Source organism: Paraburkholderia sp. BL9I2N2, assembly GCF_004339745.1.
Taxonomy (GTDB): Bacteria; Pseudomonadota; Gammaproteobacteria; order Burkholderiales; family Burkholderiaceae; genus Paraburkholderia.
The window spans coordinates 305,510-324,639 of record NZ_SMGP01000004.1 but is presented as its reverse complement, the minus strand read 5'-3'; the positions used below and the strand labels follow the sequence as shown (position 1 = coordinate 324,639).

Here is a 19,130-nt window from a genome sequence, read left to right as displayed (position 1 = left end):
AGTCGAACGAGCGGCCGGATGATGTTGCAGTCGTACTGCGCATCCTCGCACGTGTCCGGCTGCGGATTCGTTTGCCCGTTTGCCTGAAGATTGGCTGCCACTACTTGTTCCTTGTTGCCGTGAAGTCAATCAGCGTGCGGCGTAGGTTGCGCAATCAGGATCGCGTTGCAGGTCGTTTTGTGACCTTCTACCGCCATGGGCTGACCGAAATCATCGCAGCCGTCCAGACCTTCGGCGATTTCAAACAGATGTGGCGCGCACAGCGGACACGTCACCCGATCGCCCTTCCGGGCAATGGGAATTTCCGCTGCGCTCCAGGTCGTGAGGGACTGCCCGAAATCACCTTGCCGCCGTGACTGGTGGTGTCGCCTACGACAATCTGCGCTTTACCTTGCAGGTTTGCCCGTTCCATTGCGAGTTCTTGCCTATTGGGTCGCCGTACCGGAAAGCGATTGGAGCGCTTTGATCGGCGGGTCCTGATATGTCGTGTCGATCGTGAAGCCCTGGGCTTTGAGCGCGGCTTCCGTCTTGAGTCTCATCGCGTGGTATTTTTCGAGTTCGGCGGGAAGGAGGGTTTTCCAGTTGTGAATTTTGTCGGCGTCGCCGGGGAAGTAGCCAAGACCATAAAAAGCGTACTCGTTCTTTACGTTCACACCCAGAAGATACGTACTCTTACCGACGAAGCCTCCCATGTTGCTCTCAAAAATCGAAAACTCAAGATATACGCCATCCGCATAGAAAACCCACTTTGGAAATTTCCCCTTTGCTTCGATCCATTCATCCATCGTTGGCGTGTAGGTAGAATCCAGCGAGTACGCCCAGTTTGCTGCGCGCGAAGCGGCGAAATTCCAAGCCTGCTTGCCAGTAAGGCGTGGGTCTTCTACGTCGATATATCGCTTCCAGCCCGCTGCCCGCAATTTGGCAAGGACCTCCATGACGCGATCACGGGCAAGCTGGTGCGCGTCAGCCTGCTCAGCACTGACACCGAAACTGATGTCCCAACTGTAGATCCCTTCGGGCTCGTCCTTGTCGGCAAAGCCAATGGCACCTAGTACGTTCTCTACTGTGAAGCTGTGTTTGCCTTGCTCATATTCCACCACGCCGAGTTTCCCGCCAGTCCATTCCCGCTGGTAGAACATCGCGCCAGTCGGATGATTGTCGACGGAGGAGCCGACGCCGGCCAGATCGAAGCCTTTCGGATCCCCGAGACGAACTAGCGTGAGGGTCGGAGGCATGTTGGTACCTTTTGAAGAGAGCGAACTGAAGTTCAGAAAGTGTGTTGCGGCAGCAATGCATATTGCAATGGCGCCGAGGCACACAGAAAAGTAAGCTAGTTTTTTTGAGTTCATCACTTATCCGGCAAACCACCCCATTGGGCAATCGTGGCGAGCGAGTCCTGCATTTTCTGTTTGTACGCTCCCTGCATAAGGCCATGATATTTCTTGGCAACGCCCTTAATCCAGAACATCCGCTGCCGATAATCTTGCAAGACGGTCCGGTCCGGTGCTACCGACAGGAAATCCGGGTCATCGGTCGTATCGTCGGAAGTCAGAACCAGTTGCAGATTTGGCACTAGCGCCCGAATCAGTGCCATTCCAGCCAGATCGGATCCGTCCGATGGAAAGTAGCGCGAGGATTCCATCCGGTCATTGAATGACGTGTCGTCGGATGCGGCGAGCCCGTCATGCTGACGGTTCAGCCACCAGGCGAAATCGGGTTCGTCGTAGATCAGGCCTTGAAGAACCTCGCCTTGTTCATGCTTCGCAATGCAGAGCAGATGGTCGAGCGCGATTCCAGGTCGTTTGTACGACGACGCCGTCTCCCAATCCGCCACCTTAGCAAACCCCTCGACCACCAGCGGCGTGGCACGTAAATAACCCAGCTTCTGCTTTTTGACTCCAGTCTCACCATCGATCTCATAAGGGACCTTATCGACCGACTTCTCAAAGCCTTTCTGATTACTCAAGTTTCTTCCGACCGCGTCGACGAATTGCCGGCTGTCACGCGTGGCTACACATTCACTGAACGTCGTCGCCCCCGCCGCATAACCGTAATGCCAGGGCAGTACATCATTGAAGAGCCACAGATTGCCGTTAATCGCGCAGCACCTCGCGCGTAATATCCACCACGCTCTTATTCTGGAATATGCGGCTCCGCGAATTCTTCGTGGTCAGCCACAAGGCGGGACGCACGACGAACCGGTAGTACGCGTGGCGGTCGTCGGCGCCCGTGAACTGCATACGTGTGATGACACCCGATATCAGGCGGGTGCCCGCGCCCAGGTTGCTCTGGCTCCGGTTCCCGGGCAAGCCGGGAATGAAAGTTCCCTTCCCGTCGAACTCGATCGAGATGTTGATGTCCCTGCCGATCAGTTTATCGGGCACGACCTGTAGTTTGGTGTCGATCTGGGAAATTCTCGGCGAGTACTTCGTCGCCATGTCGAGCGTGTATTTGTATAGCTTGCCGAGCGCCTCGGTGCCACGCAAACGAACCGGAGACAGGATCGGTTCGCCGTACTCGGTGGGGAAGGCATCGCACATCACGCTGAGGGTGCGTGACTGAATGGGGCTATACATGAACCCGCCCCGGCCCGACGTGAAACGTATTTGCCAGACTGAACGAGGCTTCGATCAACGTCTGGCTACATTGCGCCTCGTCTCCCAAGCCAACGGGCGGATGCTTACTCCCATTCTTCACTGCGGCTATCCTTTTTAGAAATTGCCTGCCAATTATCCGGGGGGCAGCGGCAATCGCATATAGGACAACTGTAAAGATTGGTCAAGAAATCAACTTACATATAGTTCGGATAGCAAAACATATCTCAAACTCGTATCGAGCTATTGAACGGGCTTAAAAGGCGCGTGCAATCCCTGCTCAGAAATCGGACTATCCTGCATCGCGGGCTGCAAATCCGCACGCGGCACCGCCGACGCGGCAAACCCGCCTAATGCCCCGGCTTCAACGCCGCATACACCCCAGGCGTGATCCCATAAGCCCGCTTGAACAGCCGGTTGAGATGGCTTTGATCATAAAAGCCCACGGCCGCCGCAGCGGTCGCCGCACTCTGGCCCGAGGCAAGCATGCGCTTCGCCGCCAGCAACCTCACCTGCGTCGCGTAGGCGTGCGGCGGCAGCCCGAATTCCTTGCAGAACGCACGCGTGAGGTAATAACGGCTCAGCCCCACCAGTTCCGCCAGCTCATCGACCGAGATATCGCGCTCGAAATTGGCGGCGACGTACTCACGCACCAGTTCCATCTTGCGCGCTTCGCGCCGCGGTTCGCCCGCCTCCTCGCCTGAGCGTCCATAGCGCCCGACCAGCATCCCCATCGCCGCCCACCAGTTCGCCTGGCGCTCCATCAGCGAGACGGCGCCGTGCTCATCCAGGCTCGCATGCGCCTTCACGAGCAGGCCCGCGAGATGCGGATCCTGATACAGCCCTGGCGGAATCAGCAGCGGTTTGTCGGCGCGCGCGTCGGGAGAGAAAACCGCACTGAGCGCGCCGAGCCCTTCCATGTCGAGATAGATCGCGCGATAAATCCATTCGCGGCCTTCCCAGACCTCGCCGCTATGGTATTCGCCCGGCCCGAAGACCAGCACGCTGCCGGGCCCGGCCACCTCGCTGCCCGCGCGCGTATGACATTGGCCCGCGCCGGTCTCCGTCATGACGATGACGAGTTCGTCATGCAGATGCCGGTCGAACTTGTGATTGCCATAACGGGCGCTCGCGAGACATGCGCCGTCGAGTGCGCCGTCGCGCCAGCAGACCACTTCCGGCTCGCTTTTATCCGATGTCTCCATAGCTCGCGCCCCCATGCCCCTCAAACCAGCTCGATTCTGACCCGGCGATTCCGGCGGCCCTTGTTCTCTATCTTCGCGATGCGGATGGGCCGCGACTGCGCGGTATTGGTCAGGTGTGTGCCGCCGCACGCCTGCCGGTCCAGATCGCCGATCTCGACGATGCGCACCGTGCCGTCCGGCGTCGGCGGCGGCGCCACCGAGAGGCTGCGGATCAGACCTTGCGTCGCTTTCGCCTCATCGGCGCCGACATAGTAGGCGCGCACGTCCATGGCGTTGCGGATCACCTCGTTGACGGGTTCTTCCAGCAGGCGCAGCGCGTCGTTATCCGCGTCCGGCAGATCGAAGTCCATGCGCGCGGTGCCGTCGGCATTGATCTGCGCCCCGGTCACGAGCGCGCCGGCAAAGCGCTGATACACCAGCGCGTTGAGAATATGCGTACCGGTATGGAGCTGGGCGACCGTGGCGCGGCGCGCCGCGTCGATGGCGACGTGCACGTTGCCGGCCAGCTCCAGCGGTTCGTCGAGCAGATGCCAGAGTAGGTCGCCTTCCGCCGCGACGCCGGTAATGCGCACCGCGCCGTGCGCGTGCGTCAGCGTGGCCGCGTCCGACACCTGGCCGCCGCCGCCCGGATGCAGGGCGGAACGGCCCAGCACGACCGCGCCGGGCCGCGCGGCGATCACGGCCGTTTCAAAGTCCAGCAGGTCCGGCTGCTCATGGCAAAGATAATGCGGCACCTTGATGTCCTCGCAGGAATTGACTGAGTATGCCTAGCATAACCAGTCCCGTGGGAGGCCGTCTTGGTTAAAAATGCCCTGCGGGGGGGCGGATCGCCGCAACTTGGCTTTCGATCAGGCTGACAGCGTCTGCGGGTAGTTCGGATTGTTCGACGCGCCCAGCGACAGATCGACGTTCAGCTCGTTGAAAGCAGACGAGCCGCTGCGCCGGCCGTCACTGGAACTGCGCGGCGCCGCGCGCGGCTTGTGCTTCGCAGTAGGCCAGATACTTGTCGTAGGCCTCTTGCGGCGGCATTTTGGCGTAGCGTCCGTACAGACGTTCAATGAAAATCGACAACTCCGCCTGCGCATAGACCTGACGTTCGATCGGCATCGCCGCGGCCACGCCTTGTGCCTTGTGCAGTTCGTCCGCTTTGCTGACGCCGGCGTCGCGGTCCTGCGCGATCAGCTTCGCATTGTTCGCCCGCATCGTGCAGACCTGCGTCATCGCCGACGAGGCCTGCGCGTATGCGGCAAGCGGGGTCGACAGCGCCGCCGACGTCAACACCATCGCCGCCGACACGCGGCGTATCCATGGCAGATAGCGGACATGCCGCGGGTCGCTTCGGTTTGCTGCGTTCATCCGGTCCTCGATGTAGTCGCTGTGTTGGATAGATTCGTTCGTGACGGCGCGGCTTCGCGTAGCAGCGCCGCAGTCGTTGCGTCGTCGGCAAACCGGCTGATCGACAGCACGTGATCCAATGCCCACACGCAGTGAAACCAGCCGGTTGGAATCACCAGCAGGTCGCCTGGTTCCAGCACGACGTCGACACTTTGCGCATCGGCGAAACGCGGGAAGCGGGTCAAGTCGGGCACTGCCGCATCGACCCGACACGGCCGGTACGTGTTGAAGGCATCGAGCGCATAGACCGCGTTTTCTTGCCTGGGTGAATAAAGCCGCACGCGTTTGCGGCCGTGAATCTGTGCAAGAAACGAGTTCGCCAGATCGCAGTGCAAACGCGTGACCAGCGCAGCCGCGCTCGCTCGCCCGAACCACAGTTGTCCCGCGCCGAACAGGCGGGCCGGCAGCATCGGCAGGGAAAAGCGCGCTTCCCACGCGGGCGGCAACAGGCAGCCTTCGGTATAGGTCGCGGCGCCCGCGTCGGACGCGTGATGCGCTGCGAATCCGTCGATGAAATCGGCGACGCTCTGCGCGCCGCCGCTCGATGGGTCCGCACGCAACACGGTCGCGCCTTCATGGGCGCGCCAGTCATCGAGCGTCCACGCGACTTCCGGCCAGTCGATCATGTCGCGCAATAGCAGCGGCACGCAAGCATCGAGCGTGTCGGCAAGTACCGCGTACAGGTCATGAGCGTCGCCATCGCTTGCGCGTAAAGTCGGCACATCGTCGAGTGAGGCCGGCGCGCGCCGCGCGCGTTCGAGCGCCGCGCGGCCCGCCGCCGAGGGACGTTTGAGCAATTGCAGCCAGTACGCGGCAAGCCGCGCCGAGCCCTCGATCCGCACGCCGCCAAGCGCCATGGCCGCGGCGCTGCGCGGGTCGAAACCGGTCGGGTCGTCGAGCATGGCGCTCAACAGCGTGCGGTTCAACGTGATGCGCGCCGTGGCGCAATACGGATTGCGAGCGGCAATCGGTGTCGAATCGATCATCGGGCCGAGCACGAAACGGCGGCTGTCGTCCGTGCAATCGCTGACGATCAGATCGACGGCCACCGTTTGCGGCGGCGCCAGGTAATGCTCTGCGAGCCGCGCGTGCAACAGCGCGTTCATCATGGCTTGCACCAGTAGACCGCCTGGCCGTTGACGCGCACCAGCGGCGCATCGATCCGATGCAGCGCGCGATATTCGTCCACGGCGCGCGCGCAACCCGTCGGCAAACCGTAGTCGTCGACGATCACGAAGCCGCCCGGTGACAAACGCGGATATAGCGCGTCGAGCGCCACGCGCGTCGACTCGTACCAGTCGCCGTCGAGCCGCATCAACGCGAGGCGCTCGATCGGCGCATCCGGCAGCGTGTCGGCGAACCAGCCCGGCAGGAAGCGCACGCGGCGATCGAGCAGCCCCGCCCGCGCGAACGACTCGCGCACGGTCGCCAGATCGCTGCGCAGCAGACTGACCGCGCCCATCAGGTGATGCCAGATAGCCTCGCGCAGATCGCTGGCCGGGTCCGGCGCGGGCAGCCCCGCGAACGAATCCGCGACCCATACGTTGCGGCCACGATCGCCGAACGCGGTCAGCGCGGCGCGCATCAGAATGGTCACGCCGCCGCGCCAGACGCCGGTTTCGATGAAGTCGCCCGGCACCTGCTGATCGATCACCCCGCGCGCCAATGCCACGACGTTATCGAGCAGCACGTCGTCGCACATCGTCAGACGGCGCGACTCGTGGTGCATGTGGTTGAGCGCATCCGCCATGCGCGCCGGGTCAACGCCTGCGACTTCGGCTGCCGTGCGCTGCAGGGGCGCGAGCCAGTCGGCGAACATGCGGTCGGCAGCGGCGAGACGCGCGCTGCAATCGGCGGCGGTGATCGGCGGGGTCTCGCGTGTGTTGTCCGATGGCGCGAGCCCGTCAGGTTCGACGGCCCCGCCGCCGATGTAGCGGCGGATCATCGCCAGATAGGCGGCGGCGCGAACGTCTTGCGCAAGCGGCATGAATGACCGCGGTTCCGGATCGAGCAAGGAGTCAAAGGACACGCCTGGGGGAGTCGGGTGAGTCAATTCCATCGCCGGTTCGGGTGGGGGCGCGGGCCGTTGTCAGAAGGAGAACTGCGAAGACGCTGTCACGTGTGCCGTGATGATCGCGGCGGCAAACCTGAGCCAGTATCGACCGACGCCGGCTGACGTTCGACGGGATCGCGAACGGATGCATGGTCACGCGAACCACCGCCTGCCGCTGCTGCGCTATCTCGCCGCCAAGCTTCACAGCGCGGACGCGTCCTCATCCGCCACGTGCGCTTTTCAATCCGCTCTTTCGTATCGACGCCCCCATCCACGCGCTGGATCAGGTGTGATGGCAGCATCGCTCGCCCTTCCTTGCCACCGATGACTGGTTTTCCGCCCCGCCTCGCGCCCTCCCTGCGCCCGTCGCTGACCTGCCTCGCCGCGTGCTGCGCGCTGGCGCTCGCCGCTTGCGCGACGCCGCCCATGCCGCCGCCCACCTCCGACGCGTCCTTGCCCACGGAACTGCGCGCCGGCCAGCACGAAGTGTTGCAGGAAGTGATGACCACGCACGGCGACGAAACCTACGTGTGCCGGCGTATCAAAGCCGCCACGCAGCCCGGCATGGCGCTGCCCGGCGTCGCCCGCGACGGCACCCAACTGTTGTGGGACCCGCTGGGTTCGGAGGCCATCCTCGTCGACTCGAACGGCCAGAGCGCCGGCACTGTCGCGCCGGGCCGCTACTTCCTCTCGTACGACGGCAGCTATGTGATCGGCAAGGTCGCGGCGGAAAGCCAGGTGGGCGCGAATGCGCTGACGTGGGTGCGCTACACCGCGCGCTTCGTCGCCGCGCCGCGTCCCGGCGAGGGCCGTTTCGCCGACATCAGTTCGATCCAGCGCATCGATACCTCGGGCGGCCTGCCGCCGCAGCCGGATTGCGAGGTCGAAGGCGCGCATCTGCTCGTACCGTATGGCGCGACCTACATGTTCTATCGCGCCAAAGGCCTCGCGCCGGTCGCCTTGTCGGCGAACCAGGCCGCGCACTGACATTCGCGCAGGAGTCGACGATGCAATTCGGTTTGTTCATGACGTTGCCGGCTCCCGAGCCCGCGCCCGCCGCCGAGCTTTACCAGCGCGCCATCGCCATGGCGGAAGCCGCCGACATGCTCGGCTTCAGTCATCTGTGGCTCGCCGAGCATCACTTCACGAATTACTCGCACTCGTCGCGACCGTTGATGCTGCTCTCGCATATCGCCGCGCGCACCCGCCATTTGCGGCTTGGGCCGGCGATCGTGCCGGTGCCGCTGCATCATCCGCTGGTGATCGCGGAAGAACTCGCCACGCTCGACGTGCTGAGCGGCGGACGCGTCGAAGCCGGGCTCGGCAGCGGTTACCAAAGCTACCAGTACGAGCGCTTCCAGCTCGTCAAAGGCACGACCTCGGCGCGCGACGACGAAGCGATCGACGTCCTGCTCAAAGCGCTGCGCGAGCCTCTGTTCTCGCATCACGGCGAGCACTTCAGCGTGCCGCGCACGGGCCTCGTGCCGCAACCGCTGCAACGTGCAATCCCGTTGTGGCTGGTGGTCAATTCGAGCCGGCGGGCGTCGGTCGAACAGGCTGTGAAGCGGCGCGCCAATCTCTTCACCGGCGTGCTCGAACCGATCTCGAAGCTGACTGACGTAAGGCGCCACTATCCGGACCTTGCCGGCGCGCTGGCCAGCATGCGCATCGGCACGCAGCGGCCCGTGTTCGTCGCGCAAAACGAGGCGCAGGCGCGCGAGGCCGTCGAGCATGCGCGCTGGAATGGACGCGCGACGCTGCGTCTGCGTCACGACATGGGCGAGGTGGTCGACGGCATCGTGCCGGCGGCGCCGCTACCCGACGAACCGTCCGACGCGGTGCTGCGCAGCGACTTTCTCGTGATCGGCACCGCCGACGAATGCATTCACCAGTTGCGCCGGATTCAAGAAGGTCTCGGCTGCGATTACTTCAGCGCGAGCTTCTGGTTCGGCTCGATGCCGCATGACATGGCGATGGAGTCGATGCGCCGGTTCGCGCGGGACGTCATGCCGGCGTTCGCGCGTGACCGTGATTCGGGCGAGGAGAAAGCGCCCCATGCGTGGGAGTCGACGCTAGCGTGGTGATGTTGCGTTGACACGCGGGTCCGCAATGCGGCCCCGCTCGAGCGAGACTACTCGTTCATCCTGCCGAGGACTTCTCCCAGGAAGCCGCCTACAGGCTCGATGGGCGGCAATTGCGGTGGGCCATTGCTTTCGGTGCTGGCGCGCGGGGAAGATGAAGGTGTAGTCGTCGTGGATGTCGAGGTCGTGGTGTTGTCCGGCGTCGATGCCTCTGCCGCGCTCACTGCCGGCGCGATAACGTTAGCCGATGCCGCCGTGTTATTCGACGTCGATGCGCTAGCGTTGTTCGACGGCAAAACATTGCCCGCCCCCGACGATGCGACGCTTCCGCTTCTCGAAGGCGCACGACCCAGCGCGTTCCCCAAGTCAGTCTTGCCGCCGTGCAGCGTGAAAGTGCGCTTGGACTGACTGTCGTAGCACACCACGGCGCCAATTGGCGCATGGGCGCCACCCGTGCCGCCAATACGCCGAAGCCCCTGTCCAGCCGCCGTATCGACAAGCGCGACCGTCGCACCCGGCTTGCCAAAAACGCCCGCCGCGACGTTCACGATAGTCTCCGCGTCACGCGCCACATCGACAGGCAGCAGCGGCCGAGCATGGCTGGCTTCGCCCTCACCTTCGGCTTGACTCTGATTCCCCGCCTCGGCTTCGGTCCGCTGTCTGCGCAACTCTCCGATCACCGCCTCGCGCGCCTGCATCACCTGCTTATGCATCGTGCTCGAAGACGCGTCGCTTTTACCCGAGAAATTCTGATGCAGCGCGTACAACATCGAATCGAGGCCCGGCGTGCCGGGGTTGTCGATCACGTCGACGCCGGCCTCTTCGAAATGACTGCGCCACTGCAAAGGCTCGGCTGCGTCCGACGGTTCGAGCTGCACATGCCGGGCCGCATTCGCCGCGCGATTGCGGCCCGGCTGGTCGAGCGCGACCGTGGAAAAACGTCGCCGCACGTTCTCACCGAACAGATGACCTTCGAGCCACTTGCACGCGTCTTTCTCCGGCATGTCATTGAGGGTGGCGATGTCCTTTTCGGTGAAGCGGCAATCGCGCAACATGTTCCGCGCCTGCACGCCGCCCTCGCCGCCCGCCCGCCAGCTCGCGACAAACTGCCGGATCGCGAACGGCGGATTGTCCTGCGCAAAGCGCGTTCTGAACTCCGTGGCGATGTCGTCGGGATTTCTGCCCTGGTATGGGGCTTTGTCGAAACCCACCTCGCCCTTCACCGTACCCGCGGACAATTGTTCGGATAACGTTCTGATCGCCGTGTCGGGCCGGTAAGCCGCATGCTCGAGAAAGTGGGTCTTGAGTGCGGCAAACGACTCATCCGGATTCGAGCCGTCGGCGATAGCTCGCAACTCGTCGGAGTCGTATGTCTGAGCCTCGTCGTCGATCAGCTTGCGCGCCTCGTTGCGATGAAACTCCGAGCTCACCCCGCCGCGTTCATCGGCCAGCTTGCGCAGCGCGATCAATACGTTATTCTCGGGATGCTTTGCCGCGAGAAACTCCCGCGCGCCCGCATGGTTGCCGCTCAACTCCAGTGCGTTGAGCTTCCGGATATCCGCTTCGCTGAGCTTCAGTTCGCCGCGCAGAAACATGTCGCGGTTCTTCAGATCCTTCGTCGGCGCGCCGCCTGTTTCGATTCTTTCACGCAGACGTGGCATCGCGCGCATTAGCGCTTCCTCGTGCATCTTCGAGTCGATCGGCCGCGCGTTCTTTTGCGTGATATAGCTGACGATGCCGCGGCGGCCCGCATAGATCAGATACACCGGACTCAGCACCGCGCGCGACGCGCTCAGCTGTCCGGCAGTCGCGGCGGCCACGGGATTGACGGCGAGTTCGGCGACGCCCATCGCCATGTTCACTCCGCCGTACGCGATCTGCACCTTGGCGTGGCGCTTTTCTTCCTTGAGGTTATCGAGGTTGAGCCCCTGGTATGCCGTCACGTGATGCTTCAGCATCTCGGGCGGCTCGGCGGTTTGCGCCGGTATGCCGCTCGCCTTCAACGGCACGACCTTCGCGTTGTAGCGTCGCTTGAGCGTTTGCAGCCGCTCGATTGTCGCGCCGTCGGAGAAATGCTTCACCAGCGCCACGCGGATATCGCTGCGCTGATATCTCGTCGTGGGCAAGGTGGCATCGCTTCTCCAGAAACGCCACGAGTCGAAGTGCAGCGTGTCGCGCACGCGCGTCTTGTCGGCGGCGGACAGGTTCTGGTAGCGGGCCAGAAAGGCCTGCGGATTGCCTGAACGGGCGATGGCCGACAAGGCGTTCTTGTCGAGCTCGCCGGTCTTGAGTTCGTCGGGTAACGTGCTCAGGTCCGGGCCGACGCGCCTGCCGCGCGACTCTTTCCTGACCGTCTTCATCTCGTCGAGTACCGCGTTGATTCGCGCCGGGTCCGCCACCGCGCCGGCCCCGCCATGCTCGCTCACCGTACCGGTTCCGCCCTCCTCCGCCGCCGCGCTGGTTCCGGCTTGCTCCAGCGCCGCGTTGGCTCCGCCCTGATTCAGATCGGACTTGATGAACGCATCGATCACGTCCTCGCGAATCGCGCGGCGCGTGCTCGCCGTGTTCAGATTCGTCTTGCGGGCGAAGTTCAGCACATTGAGCTTGTTCTGCTCGCCCGCGAAATGCAGCGTCTTGTTCAACGCCCGCTGTCCGTCGGGACCTAGCGCGTCGAAATTCTCCACGAATTTCCGCACGTCGCCTTCGCTGCGCTGACGCAAGATCGAATAGACGTTCGGGTCGATATCGCGCCTGCTGTGCAAATCGTCGAGCGCCTGCATCGTCTCGCTCGTCGTGTCCTCGCGCGCGCTCGCGGGATGGTTGAGCGCGGCGCCGAACGCATGAGTACGCTGCACGCCGCGATCGACTTTTCTGCTCTGCAGTGCGCCGGCCGCCACATACATCGCACCGGAGGCGACGGCGAGGCCGCCGTCCGCGTTCACCGGATGGGGCGGCTTGCCATACAGCGACGTGCCCGGATGCGCCACCGATTGCATGCGGCTCGCCATATTCAGCGAACCGAGTCCGACATCGCGGATCGCGCCGGGCACGGCTCGTCCGAGATTGCCCTTGCTTTGGGGCAGCACGCGCCGCGCTTCATCCCCTTCGAGCGTGCCCTTTTCCGTGGTGCTCACTGCCTGCGCATGTTTCGACAAGGTGAAAGCCTTATGCGCCGTGCCGACTGCGGTGGAGACGATATCCAGTGCCTGCGGCACCGCGCCAAGGGCACCCGTGACTTCGGCGACCGTTTTCGTGCCTTCCGAGACGTGGCCGGACGCGCTCGCCACCCCGCCGCCGGACGACACCGTATTATTCGCGCCCCAACCCAGATAGCCGCCGGATGCGGTCGAGCCGAGCGGCGACTCGATCGACGCGACGCCCTCGCCCGTGCGCCTGGCCACGCCCGACAGCTTCGCATTCAGCTTGCCGAGCCTGGACAATTGGGCATTGCCTTCGCCGGTCGGCGTCGGTGTCGTTGAAGAAGAGGATTGCGTGGCGGGATCATTCGAGCCGTGCTCGCCGTTGTTCTCGCCCGGCACGTGCCCCCCGTGATGAGAGCTTGGAATCGACGGTGTGGACATGGCGTTCTCCGGGATTTTCGGGGCTCGATCCATTAGTACATCGGAAAGGGGCACCGCGATCCGCGACAAACCGGAACTGCCGAACGGCAAAACGAAGTTTCTGTCACGCTGATGACAGAGGCCGGATTATTTCCATGCAGCCCGCATGAAGTGCTTGCTGGTCGCATTGATCACACGCAAACGTGCAAGATGCAAGGGCATGAAATCGCGCTCAACCCCCGAGCACGACGCGCAATCTCTCGCCCATCGCGTCGAAACGGTCGCGTTGTATTCGCGCGTAATCATCGTAAGCAGCGATCAGCGCGGTGCGCACCTCGCCGTTACGCAGCGATGCGATTGCTTCGAGCGCGGCATCGGCGCCGTCTTCGTGATCGCATGCCGCGCTCCATTGCGCGCAGCCCGCTTCGCTCAGCAAGCGCTCGATGCGCGTGTCCATCGAAAGGCCGAACACCGGCACGCCGTGCGACATCGCCAGCACCGCCGCGTGATAGCGCGTCGTCACCACGCACGTGGCATGCGCGACCGTGGCGGCCACTTTGTCGAGCGTATGCGGGCCGCGCGCGACGGTGTCGATGGCGCACGGCACACGCGCCGCCAGATCGGCGCACACGCTGCGATCGAGTTGCTCCATGCCCACCAGCACCGGCGTATAGCCCTGCGCCTTCAATTCGATGGCGATCCGCGCGAAGCGGTCGAGATACGCGTGATAGGCTTCGGCGCGCGCCGCGTCCCAAGTGTGGAAGTGCAGCGGCCCATAACGAAACGGCGAGGCCTCACCGCGCGCGTCGAGTTCGCGGGCCCGCCCGGCGTCGGCATGCACCGGCCACCAGAACGGATTGTTCGGACACAGTGCGACGCGACGCGCACCTTGCGCCACGTTGCCTGCTTCAGGCGGCGCCCGATAGGTCCACGCCGTATCGGCGCCCGCATGCGTGCGCACGCCGAGCGAAGCGAGTTGCGCGCGCGCAGCCTCGTTGCGGCAGATGATCTCGCCGGCCTCGGCGTTACGCTCGACGAAGCGGGTGAGCGCAACACTCATCCTGCCGCTGTCGACACCATAGGCAATCGCCGGCCGCTCATGCGCATGGGCGAGCGCGATCCCGCCGATCAGCACGCCCGCCAGCGAATCGGAAAACTTCGAGGTATAAGTCGAGCCTTCCACGTTCAGCACGAGATCGGCGTCACGCACTGCGGCGTCGAGCGCATCGGGTAAATAAGGGAGCGCCGGCGTAAGACGCGGGGTGCCGGCCAATAGCGGATGATCGAAACAGTCGCCGAGCGCGAACAGCGTGATGCGGGGCTCACGCGGCGCAAGCAGGCGTCGCAGTTGCGCGATCGTCTCGATCGTGCGCAGATCGGCGCCGGTGTTGCCCGCGCCGCTGTAGCCGAGTAATAGGACGCGCGGCGCGTCACCCCGCGCACGCGAGCCGTTGCGATCGGGCGCGCGACGCGCGGCGCCGATGCGCTGCTGCATGTCGTCGAGAAAGACTTCGTCCGGTGCGCTTGCACTGGCATAGCGGTTCAACGCCGCGAGCGAACGCTCCAGCGGACTCTCGACGATGCCCCAATCCATCATGCCGCTCCCAGTGCCTGTGCAAGCTGATGCATCTGCATCGCGCCGGAATGCGGTTCGACGGCGACTTCGACGAGCGTCACGCCCGCGTGAGCGGCGGCTTCGGCGAGCGCATGGTCGAGTGCGTCACGTGTCTCGACACGCCGATGCGCCAACCCAAAAGCCTGCGCCAGCGCGCCGATGTCGAGGCGGTACGGATTGCGGATCGTGCGCCGATACGCCGGCGCCTGCGCAATCGGCAAGAAGTCGAAAATCGCGCCGCCGCCGTTGTCGATCACGCAGACGCAGGCCGGTGTGCTCAAGCGCTGCGCGCTCGCCAACGCCGCCAGATCGTGGACCAGAGCCTGATCGCCGAGCAACAGCAAGCCGGCATCGCGCCTTGCGAGCGCCTCGCCGATGAAGGTCGACAGCGTGCCGTCGATGCCGCTCACGCCGCGGTTGACATACACGTCCTGTCGTATCGCGCGCACGTCGTAGCCGATATCGGCATGCCGCATCGACATGGAATTGCCGAGATGGACGAAGGCAAAACCCGGCGCCGCCAGCACGCGATGAACCGCCGCCACTTCGCCCCATTCGAGCGACGCGACACAAGCGCGACGCTCGCGTGCGCCGTAACTCGCGACGCTCGCCCAGCGGTCGCGCCAGGAGAAGGCGACGGGTGTGGCGCGTGGAGGTGGAGCAATACGGCACAGCGCTTCGGCGAGCTTACACAACGCACCCACTGAAGGCGCCGCCAACACGTCGCGCGGATCGAGCGCCTGATGCAGATAGTCATGCGCCACGCTGCAAGGCGCGATCTTGATGGTGGGCACGTCGGCCTGCGTTTCGAGGTACGCGTGCAGCACCGGCATCACCGGCGCGAGGCCGAAGCGCACGATCAATTCCGCGCGCGCCGCGGCGAGCCGCGCGGCGCCGCCGAACACATCGAACGCGTTGACGATCAACGCACCCGCCGCGCCACGCGACGCCGCTTGCGGAGCCAGCGCTGCGGGCCCCGACCGCAAGCCGCTGCCGGCATCGGCGAGCACGGGAAAACCGGTCGCGGCCGCCAACGCGAAAATGGCGTCGAGCGGCACGCCGGGTTCGGGGCCGACCACGATCAGGCCGTCCAGGCCGTCGTCGAGCGGACGGGCGCCGCGCTTCGCGCACACGCGCGCCATGATGCGCTCGACTATTTGGACCGCGCGCGTATCGGGCGTATGAGCTTGCGAAGAGACGGCGGTTTCGCACGACGCCATCGGCGCGCGCGCGGCACGCACCGTTTCCACCGAAACCGGCTGCGTCTCCACCGCATCGTAGACGCCCGCCAGCGGCACATTCACATGCACCGGCCCGCGCGTCGGCCGCCGTGCGGGCGGATGCGCATCGGCGCGCGACAACGTGCCCTCGCGATCCGCAACGCCCTCGACCATTGCGGCAAGCGCAACTGCCAGCGCACCGCGCGCCTGTGACATCGCGTGCGCCGAATCGACCGGATCGGCCAGATCCGCCTGCGCGCGCACGAACGCGCGCGTCGCGCCGAGATGATCGGCCATCTGTCCAAAGCCCGCACCGCGCAACGCTCGCGGACGGTCGCAGGTGAGCACGACGAGCGGCACGTCGGCGGCGTCCGCTTCGGTCAGCGCAGGCAGCACGTTCGCAATCGCCGAGCCGGACGTCGTGACGAGCGCCACCGGCGAACCGCTCGCCTTCGCCAGGCCGAGTGCGACGAAAGCGCCGCTGCGTTCATCGGTGCACACCATCTCGACGGCCATGCGCGGATGCGCGTCGAATGCGAGGCACATGGCGCTCGCACGTCCACCGGGGCACAGCACCGCATGACGCACACCGGCCGCGCTCAGCATTTCGACGATGCATTCGACCCACACCGCGTTGAGCGATCCGCCCTCCACGACCCCAGCCGCACTACGCAATCCGCTGCTGCCCGTGGTTGCAACGTCCAGTATCGTGGCCATCAAGCCACCACGCGCGAAGCAACCGCCACCGGCGTAATCGCGATCGTGCGCGCGGGCGCGGGCTGATCGCCGCGCTCGGCCGCGATCAGCCGCTCCATCACGCGCCGCGCGCGAATCGCACCGGCATCGATCGGCAGGAGCGCCGGCTGCATCGCCCAGAAGTCGTTGTCGCCGAGGTTGTTCTGCTGCGCTTCGAGCATGGGCAGATCCTCGCATTCGAACGGCTTCATGAGTCCTTCGACGGCATAGCGCACGAGTCCGCGCGCGGCTTCGCCCATCTCGTTCGGCAAGCCGAACGCGAAGAAGTAGTGCGTCGTGCGTTCGGTCTCCGGCGTAAGCCAATGCGCCGACGGCGCGATCAACCCGGCTTCGCGTGGCATGCCCGCCGCCGTCACGCCGACCACGATCGACAGCAGTCCGGGCGGCGTCCAGCGCACGTCCATCCAGCGATCCACGCGCGTGCCGGGCGCAATGCCGAAGCCTTGCGCGACGAACGGCTGTAACGCTTCGTCGTATGCGCTGCGGCGCACCCAGACAATGTCGTCGAGATTGCCCGACTGCACGTCGCCGCGCGCAATCGCCTCGCTGCCGAGCGTGTCGGGATGAAGAAACTGGAAGTGGCTCAGATCGAGCAGATTGTCGGCGCTCAACTGATAGTGCGCGCGCGTGTGCAGATAACCGTCGTGCGTGATGTTGACCGCGGGATCGACGAACGGAAACGGCGGCAGCAACGCGGCGTCGGCGCGCGCGGGATCGCCGGGCCAGAACCAGATCGCACCGTAACGTTCGAGCGCCGGATAGGCGCGCACCTTCGCGCCCGCGGGCACCCGGCCGTCGCCGTGCGGATTGTGGACGCACTGCCCGCTCGCGCTGAAGCGCAGCCCGTGATAAGGACACTCCAGCGCGCCGTCGACGATCCGCCCTTGCGACAACGGCGCGAAGCGATGCGCACAGCGATCGTCGAGCACGACTGCGCGCTGTTCGGCGTCGCGATACAAGACCACGGGCCGCCCGAGCAGCGTGCGTGCGAATGGCTTGCGGGCGTGAACCTCGTGCGCGAAAGCGGCGACATACCAGGCGTTTAACAGAAAGGACATGAACGCACTCGCAATGGAATCGTCGGAGAAAGAAATACGGCCCGGCGCCGCTTTTGCGCCCGCCACGTGCGAGTCTAATTAGCCGGCCGTCTCACAGATTCAACAAAGCTCATGGCGACGCGAAGCCATCTTCCTTAAATTGGGCTTTCCAGATTCTCAACAAAGGTAAATATGCCTTGCAACGCTGAAAGGTGCTGCGAACCTTGCTTCGCGTGCGATTCCGGGCGGCTTAAGTCTCTTTTACCGGAATTGGAAAAGGTAACGGAAATTGCTACCGTAATTGCATACCGCCGCGCATCTCGCGGCTAATACCGGCGATCTGCACGCTTATTCACCTGAACAAAGCCATGCCAAACCAATTAGCGACCTTTCATGCTATTTCAATACATCTTGGGGCGAAACAATTCGTTACAGCCCTGATATTTTAAGGGCCGTAATTTGCGGGACACGCAATGCGATTCAGGAAGCAACCTTAAGCATCTGTCCCGGGAGGGCATGTTGAAATTCGCCGTGATGACCACCAGCAGCAGCCTGTTCAATCTGATTTGCCAATGCTTTCGCGACGATACGATCGAATGCTGCCGCTTCCTCGATGACGTCGCGCTGTCGCGGGCGATCTATCGCGAGGACTATCACGCCATCCTCGTCGACGCCGCCACGGGCATCGACGCGACGCGCGCCGTATTCGCGCGCCGCGCCTGCTACGGCGACCGCCGCGCGCCGTTGATCGTGATCGGCGCGTTCGCCGATCGCGACAGCATCGAGCGCGCTTTCGAAGTGGGCGCCGACGACGTCGTGCTCTCGCCGATCGACCGTGGCGAACTCGAAGTCCGCACTTACCAGGCGTTGCGCCGGTTCCAGTCGCCGACGCCGGTGCAAGCCGAAGACTGGGCCGAACTCGGCCCTTACCGTCTCGACCGGCGCACGGGCACGGTCTTGATCGACGAACGCGAAATCCGCCTGACGGTGCGTGAATTCGCAATTGCGTGGCTGCTGTTCTCACGCGCCGGCGAGTACGTGAGCCGCCGCCAGATTGCGGGCGCAATCTGGAGCAGCACCGAAGATATCGTCGGGCGCACGCTCGAACAGCATATCTACAAGCTGCGCAAGAAACTGGGATTGAACGGCGCATCCGGCGTTCAGCTTCGCACGATGTATGCGCACGGATATCGCGTCGAGTTGTGCGACGGCAAGACGGAGAGCGAAGCGATCATCGCCGGCCTGCCCGAAATCCAGCCGGCCGCGCAAACCGCCGATGCGATTGCGGCAATCACCCAGGCCGTCGACATCGATCGCAAGGAAGCCGCCGGCAAATGCATCGCGCCGACGGCCCGACCATGCATGACGCTGGACGTGCATGCGAAAGACAGTGAAGCCGCGCGCAACGCGCAACCGTGGGGCCAGTATGCCGCGATGTGGCACGGCGGCACGGCGCACCTCGTGCACCCGGTCGCGAGCTTCGCGGCGCACGGCGAGGAGTTGCCAGGCAGCGAGGCTTCGCCGGCGCTGACGTCGTTCTCGGTGCCCGCGGCGCTATTGAGAGGCAATGCACGCCGGCGCTAAAGTTGACGCGCGGCTAACGAGGCCGCGCAC

At 64.4% G+C, this 19,130-nt stretch carries 16 protein-coding genes; 3 read left to right on the top strand and 13 right to left on the bottom strand.

The features are described 5' to 3' along the window. Positions 1 to 125: 125 nt before the first annotated feature. From B0G74_RS47165 to B0G74_RS37640, 9 genes are all read right to left on the bottom strand, one after another. Complete coding sequence (locus B0G74_RS47165) at positions 126 to 275, bottom strand: PAAR domain-containing protein (protein ID WP_243658513.1); 150 nt, start codon at positions 273 to 275, stop codon at positions 126 to 128. A gap of 150 nt (positions 276 to 425) precedes the next feature. Continuing rightward, positions 426 to 1,349: a hypothetical protein gene (locus B0G74_RS37675; protein WP_132381850.1), complete on the bottom strand. Its 924-nt coding sequence runs from the start codon at positions 1,347 to 1,349 to the stop codon at positions 426 to 428. Next, entirely contained in the window at positions 1,349 to 1,966 is a 618-nt protein-coding gene (locus B0G74_RS37670; RefSeq protein WP_132381848.1) for a hypothetical protein, read from the bottom strand. Before B0G74_RS37670 ends, B0G74_RS37675 begins: the two co-directional genes overlap by 1 nt. A gap of 127 nt (positions 1,967 to 2,093) precedes the next feature. Then, positions 2,094 to 2,576 carry a contractile injection system protein, VgrG/Pvc8 family gene (locus tag B0G74_RS37665; RefSeq protein ID WP_132381846.1) on the bottom strand — a complete coding sequence of 161 codons (483 nt, stop codon included), beginning with the start codon at positions 2,574 to 2,576 and terminating at the stop codon, positions 2,094 to 2,096. Between the two features lie 368 nt (positions 2,577 to 2,944). Next, a complete protein-coding gene (locus tag B0G74_RS37660) occupies positions 2,945 to 3,799 on the bottom strand; it encodes an AraC family transcriptional regulator (protein WP_132381844.1) in 855 nt (284 codons plus the stop codon). 20 nt (positions 3,800 to 3,819) lie between these two features. Next, positions 3,820 to 4,533, bottom strand: a complete 714-nt coding sequence (locus tag B0G74_RS37655; protein ID WP_132381842.1) for an alanyl-tRNA editing protein — start codon at positions 4,531 to 4,533, stop codon at positions 3,820 to 3,822. Positions 4,534 to 4,747: 214 nt separating this feature from the next. After that, positions 4,748 to 5,155 (bottom strand): hypothetical protein, encoded by a 408-nt coding sequence (locus B0G74_RS37650; RefSeq protein WP_132381840.1) that lies wholly within the window; start codon positions 5,153 to 5,155, stop codon positions 4,748 to 4,750. After that, complete coding sequence (locus B0G74_RS37645; protein WP_132381838.1) at positions 5,152 to 6,303, bottom strand: cupin-like domain-containing protein; 1,152 nt, start codon at positions 6,301 to 6,303, stop codon at positions 5,152 to 5,154. Before B0G74_RS37645 ends, B0G74_RS37650 begins: the two co-directional genes overlap by 4 nt. Further along, complete coding sequence (locus B0G74_RS37640) at positions 6,300 to 7,181, bottom strand: TylF/MycF/NovP-related O-methyltransferase (RefSeq protein ID WP_207915770.1); 882 nt, start codon at positions 7,179 to 7,181, stop codon at positions 6,300 to 6,302. The genes B0G74_RS37645 and B0G74_RS37640 overlap by 4 nt, the downstream gene beginning before the upstream one ends. A 390-nt stretch (positions 7,182 to 7,571) precedes the next feature. Here B0G74_RS37640 and B0G74_RS37635 point away from each other — a divergent pair, with 390 nt between their 5' ends. Next, positions 7,572 to 8,234: a DUF3455 domain-containing protein gene (locus tag B0G74_RS37635; protein ID WP_132381836.1), complete on the top strand. Its 663-nt coding sequence runs from the start codon at positions 7,572 to 7,574 to the stop codon at positions 8,232 to 8,234. A 20-nt stretch (positions 8,235 to 8,254) separates the two neighbouring features. Beyond that, on the top strand, positions 8,255 to 9,331 hold the full coding sequence (locus tag B0G74_RS37630; protein ID WP_132381834.1) for an LLM class flavin-dependent oxidoreductase: 1,077 nt from the start codon (positions 8,255 to 8,257) through the stop codon (positions 9,329 to 9,331). A 47-nt stretch (positions 9,332 to 9,378) separates the two neighbouring features. On the opposite strand, the gene B0G74_RS37625 is transcribed toward B0G74_RS37630, so the two are convergent. The 4 genes from B0G74_RS37625 to B0G74_RS37610 form a co-directional block, all read right to left on the bottom strand. Next, positions 9,379 to 12,909 (bottom strand): hypothetical protein, encoded by a 3,531-nt coding sequence (locus B0G74_RS37625; RefSeq protein WP_132381833.1) that lies wholly within the window; start codon positions 12,907 to 12,909, stop codon positions 9,379 to 9,381. A 211-nt stretch (positions 12,910 to 13,120) separates the two neighbouring features. Next, positions 13,121 to 14,482 (bottom strand): polysaccharide pyruvyl transferase family protein, encoded by a 1,362-nt coding sequence (locus tag B0G74_RS37620; protein WP_165924012.1) that lies wholly within the window; start codon positions 14,480 to 14,482, stop codon positions 13,121 to 13,123. Beyond that, complete coding sequence (gene menD / locus B0G74_RS37615) at positions 14,482 to 16,440, bottom strand: 2-succinyl-5-enolpyruvyl-6-hydroxy-3-cyclohexene-1-carboxylic-acid synthase (protein ID WP_132381829.1); 1,959 nt, start codon at positions 16,438 to 16,440, stop codon at positions 14,482 to 14,484. The genes B0G74_RS37620 and menD overlap by 1 nt, the downstream gene beginning before the upstream one ends. Next, a complete protein-coding gene (locus tag B0G74_RS37610) occupies positions 16,440 to 17,537 on the bottom strand; it encodes an aromatic ring-hydroxylating dioxygenase subunit alpha (RefSeq protein WP_132381827.1) in 1,098 nt (365 codons plus the stop codon). Before B0G74_RS37610 ends, menD begins: the two co-directional genes overlap by 1 nt. Positions 17,538 to 18,032: 495 nt before the next feature. Here B0G74_RS37610 and B0G74_RS37605 point away from each other — a divergent pair, with 495 nt between their 5' ends. Continuing rightward, complete coding sequence (locus B0G74_RS37605; protein ID WP_243658512.1) at positions 18,033 to 19,100, top strand: response regulator transcription factor; 1,068 nt, start codon at positions 18,033 to 18,035, stop codon at positions 19,098 to 19,100. The last annotated feature ends 30 nt before the right edge of the window (positions 19,101 to 19,130 follow it).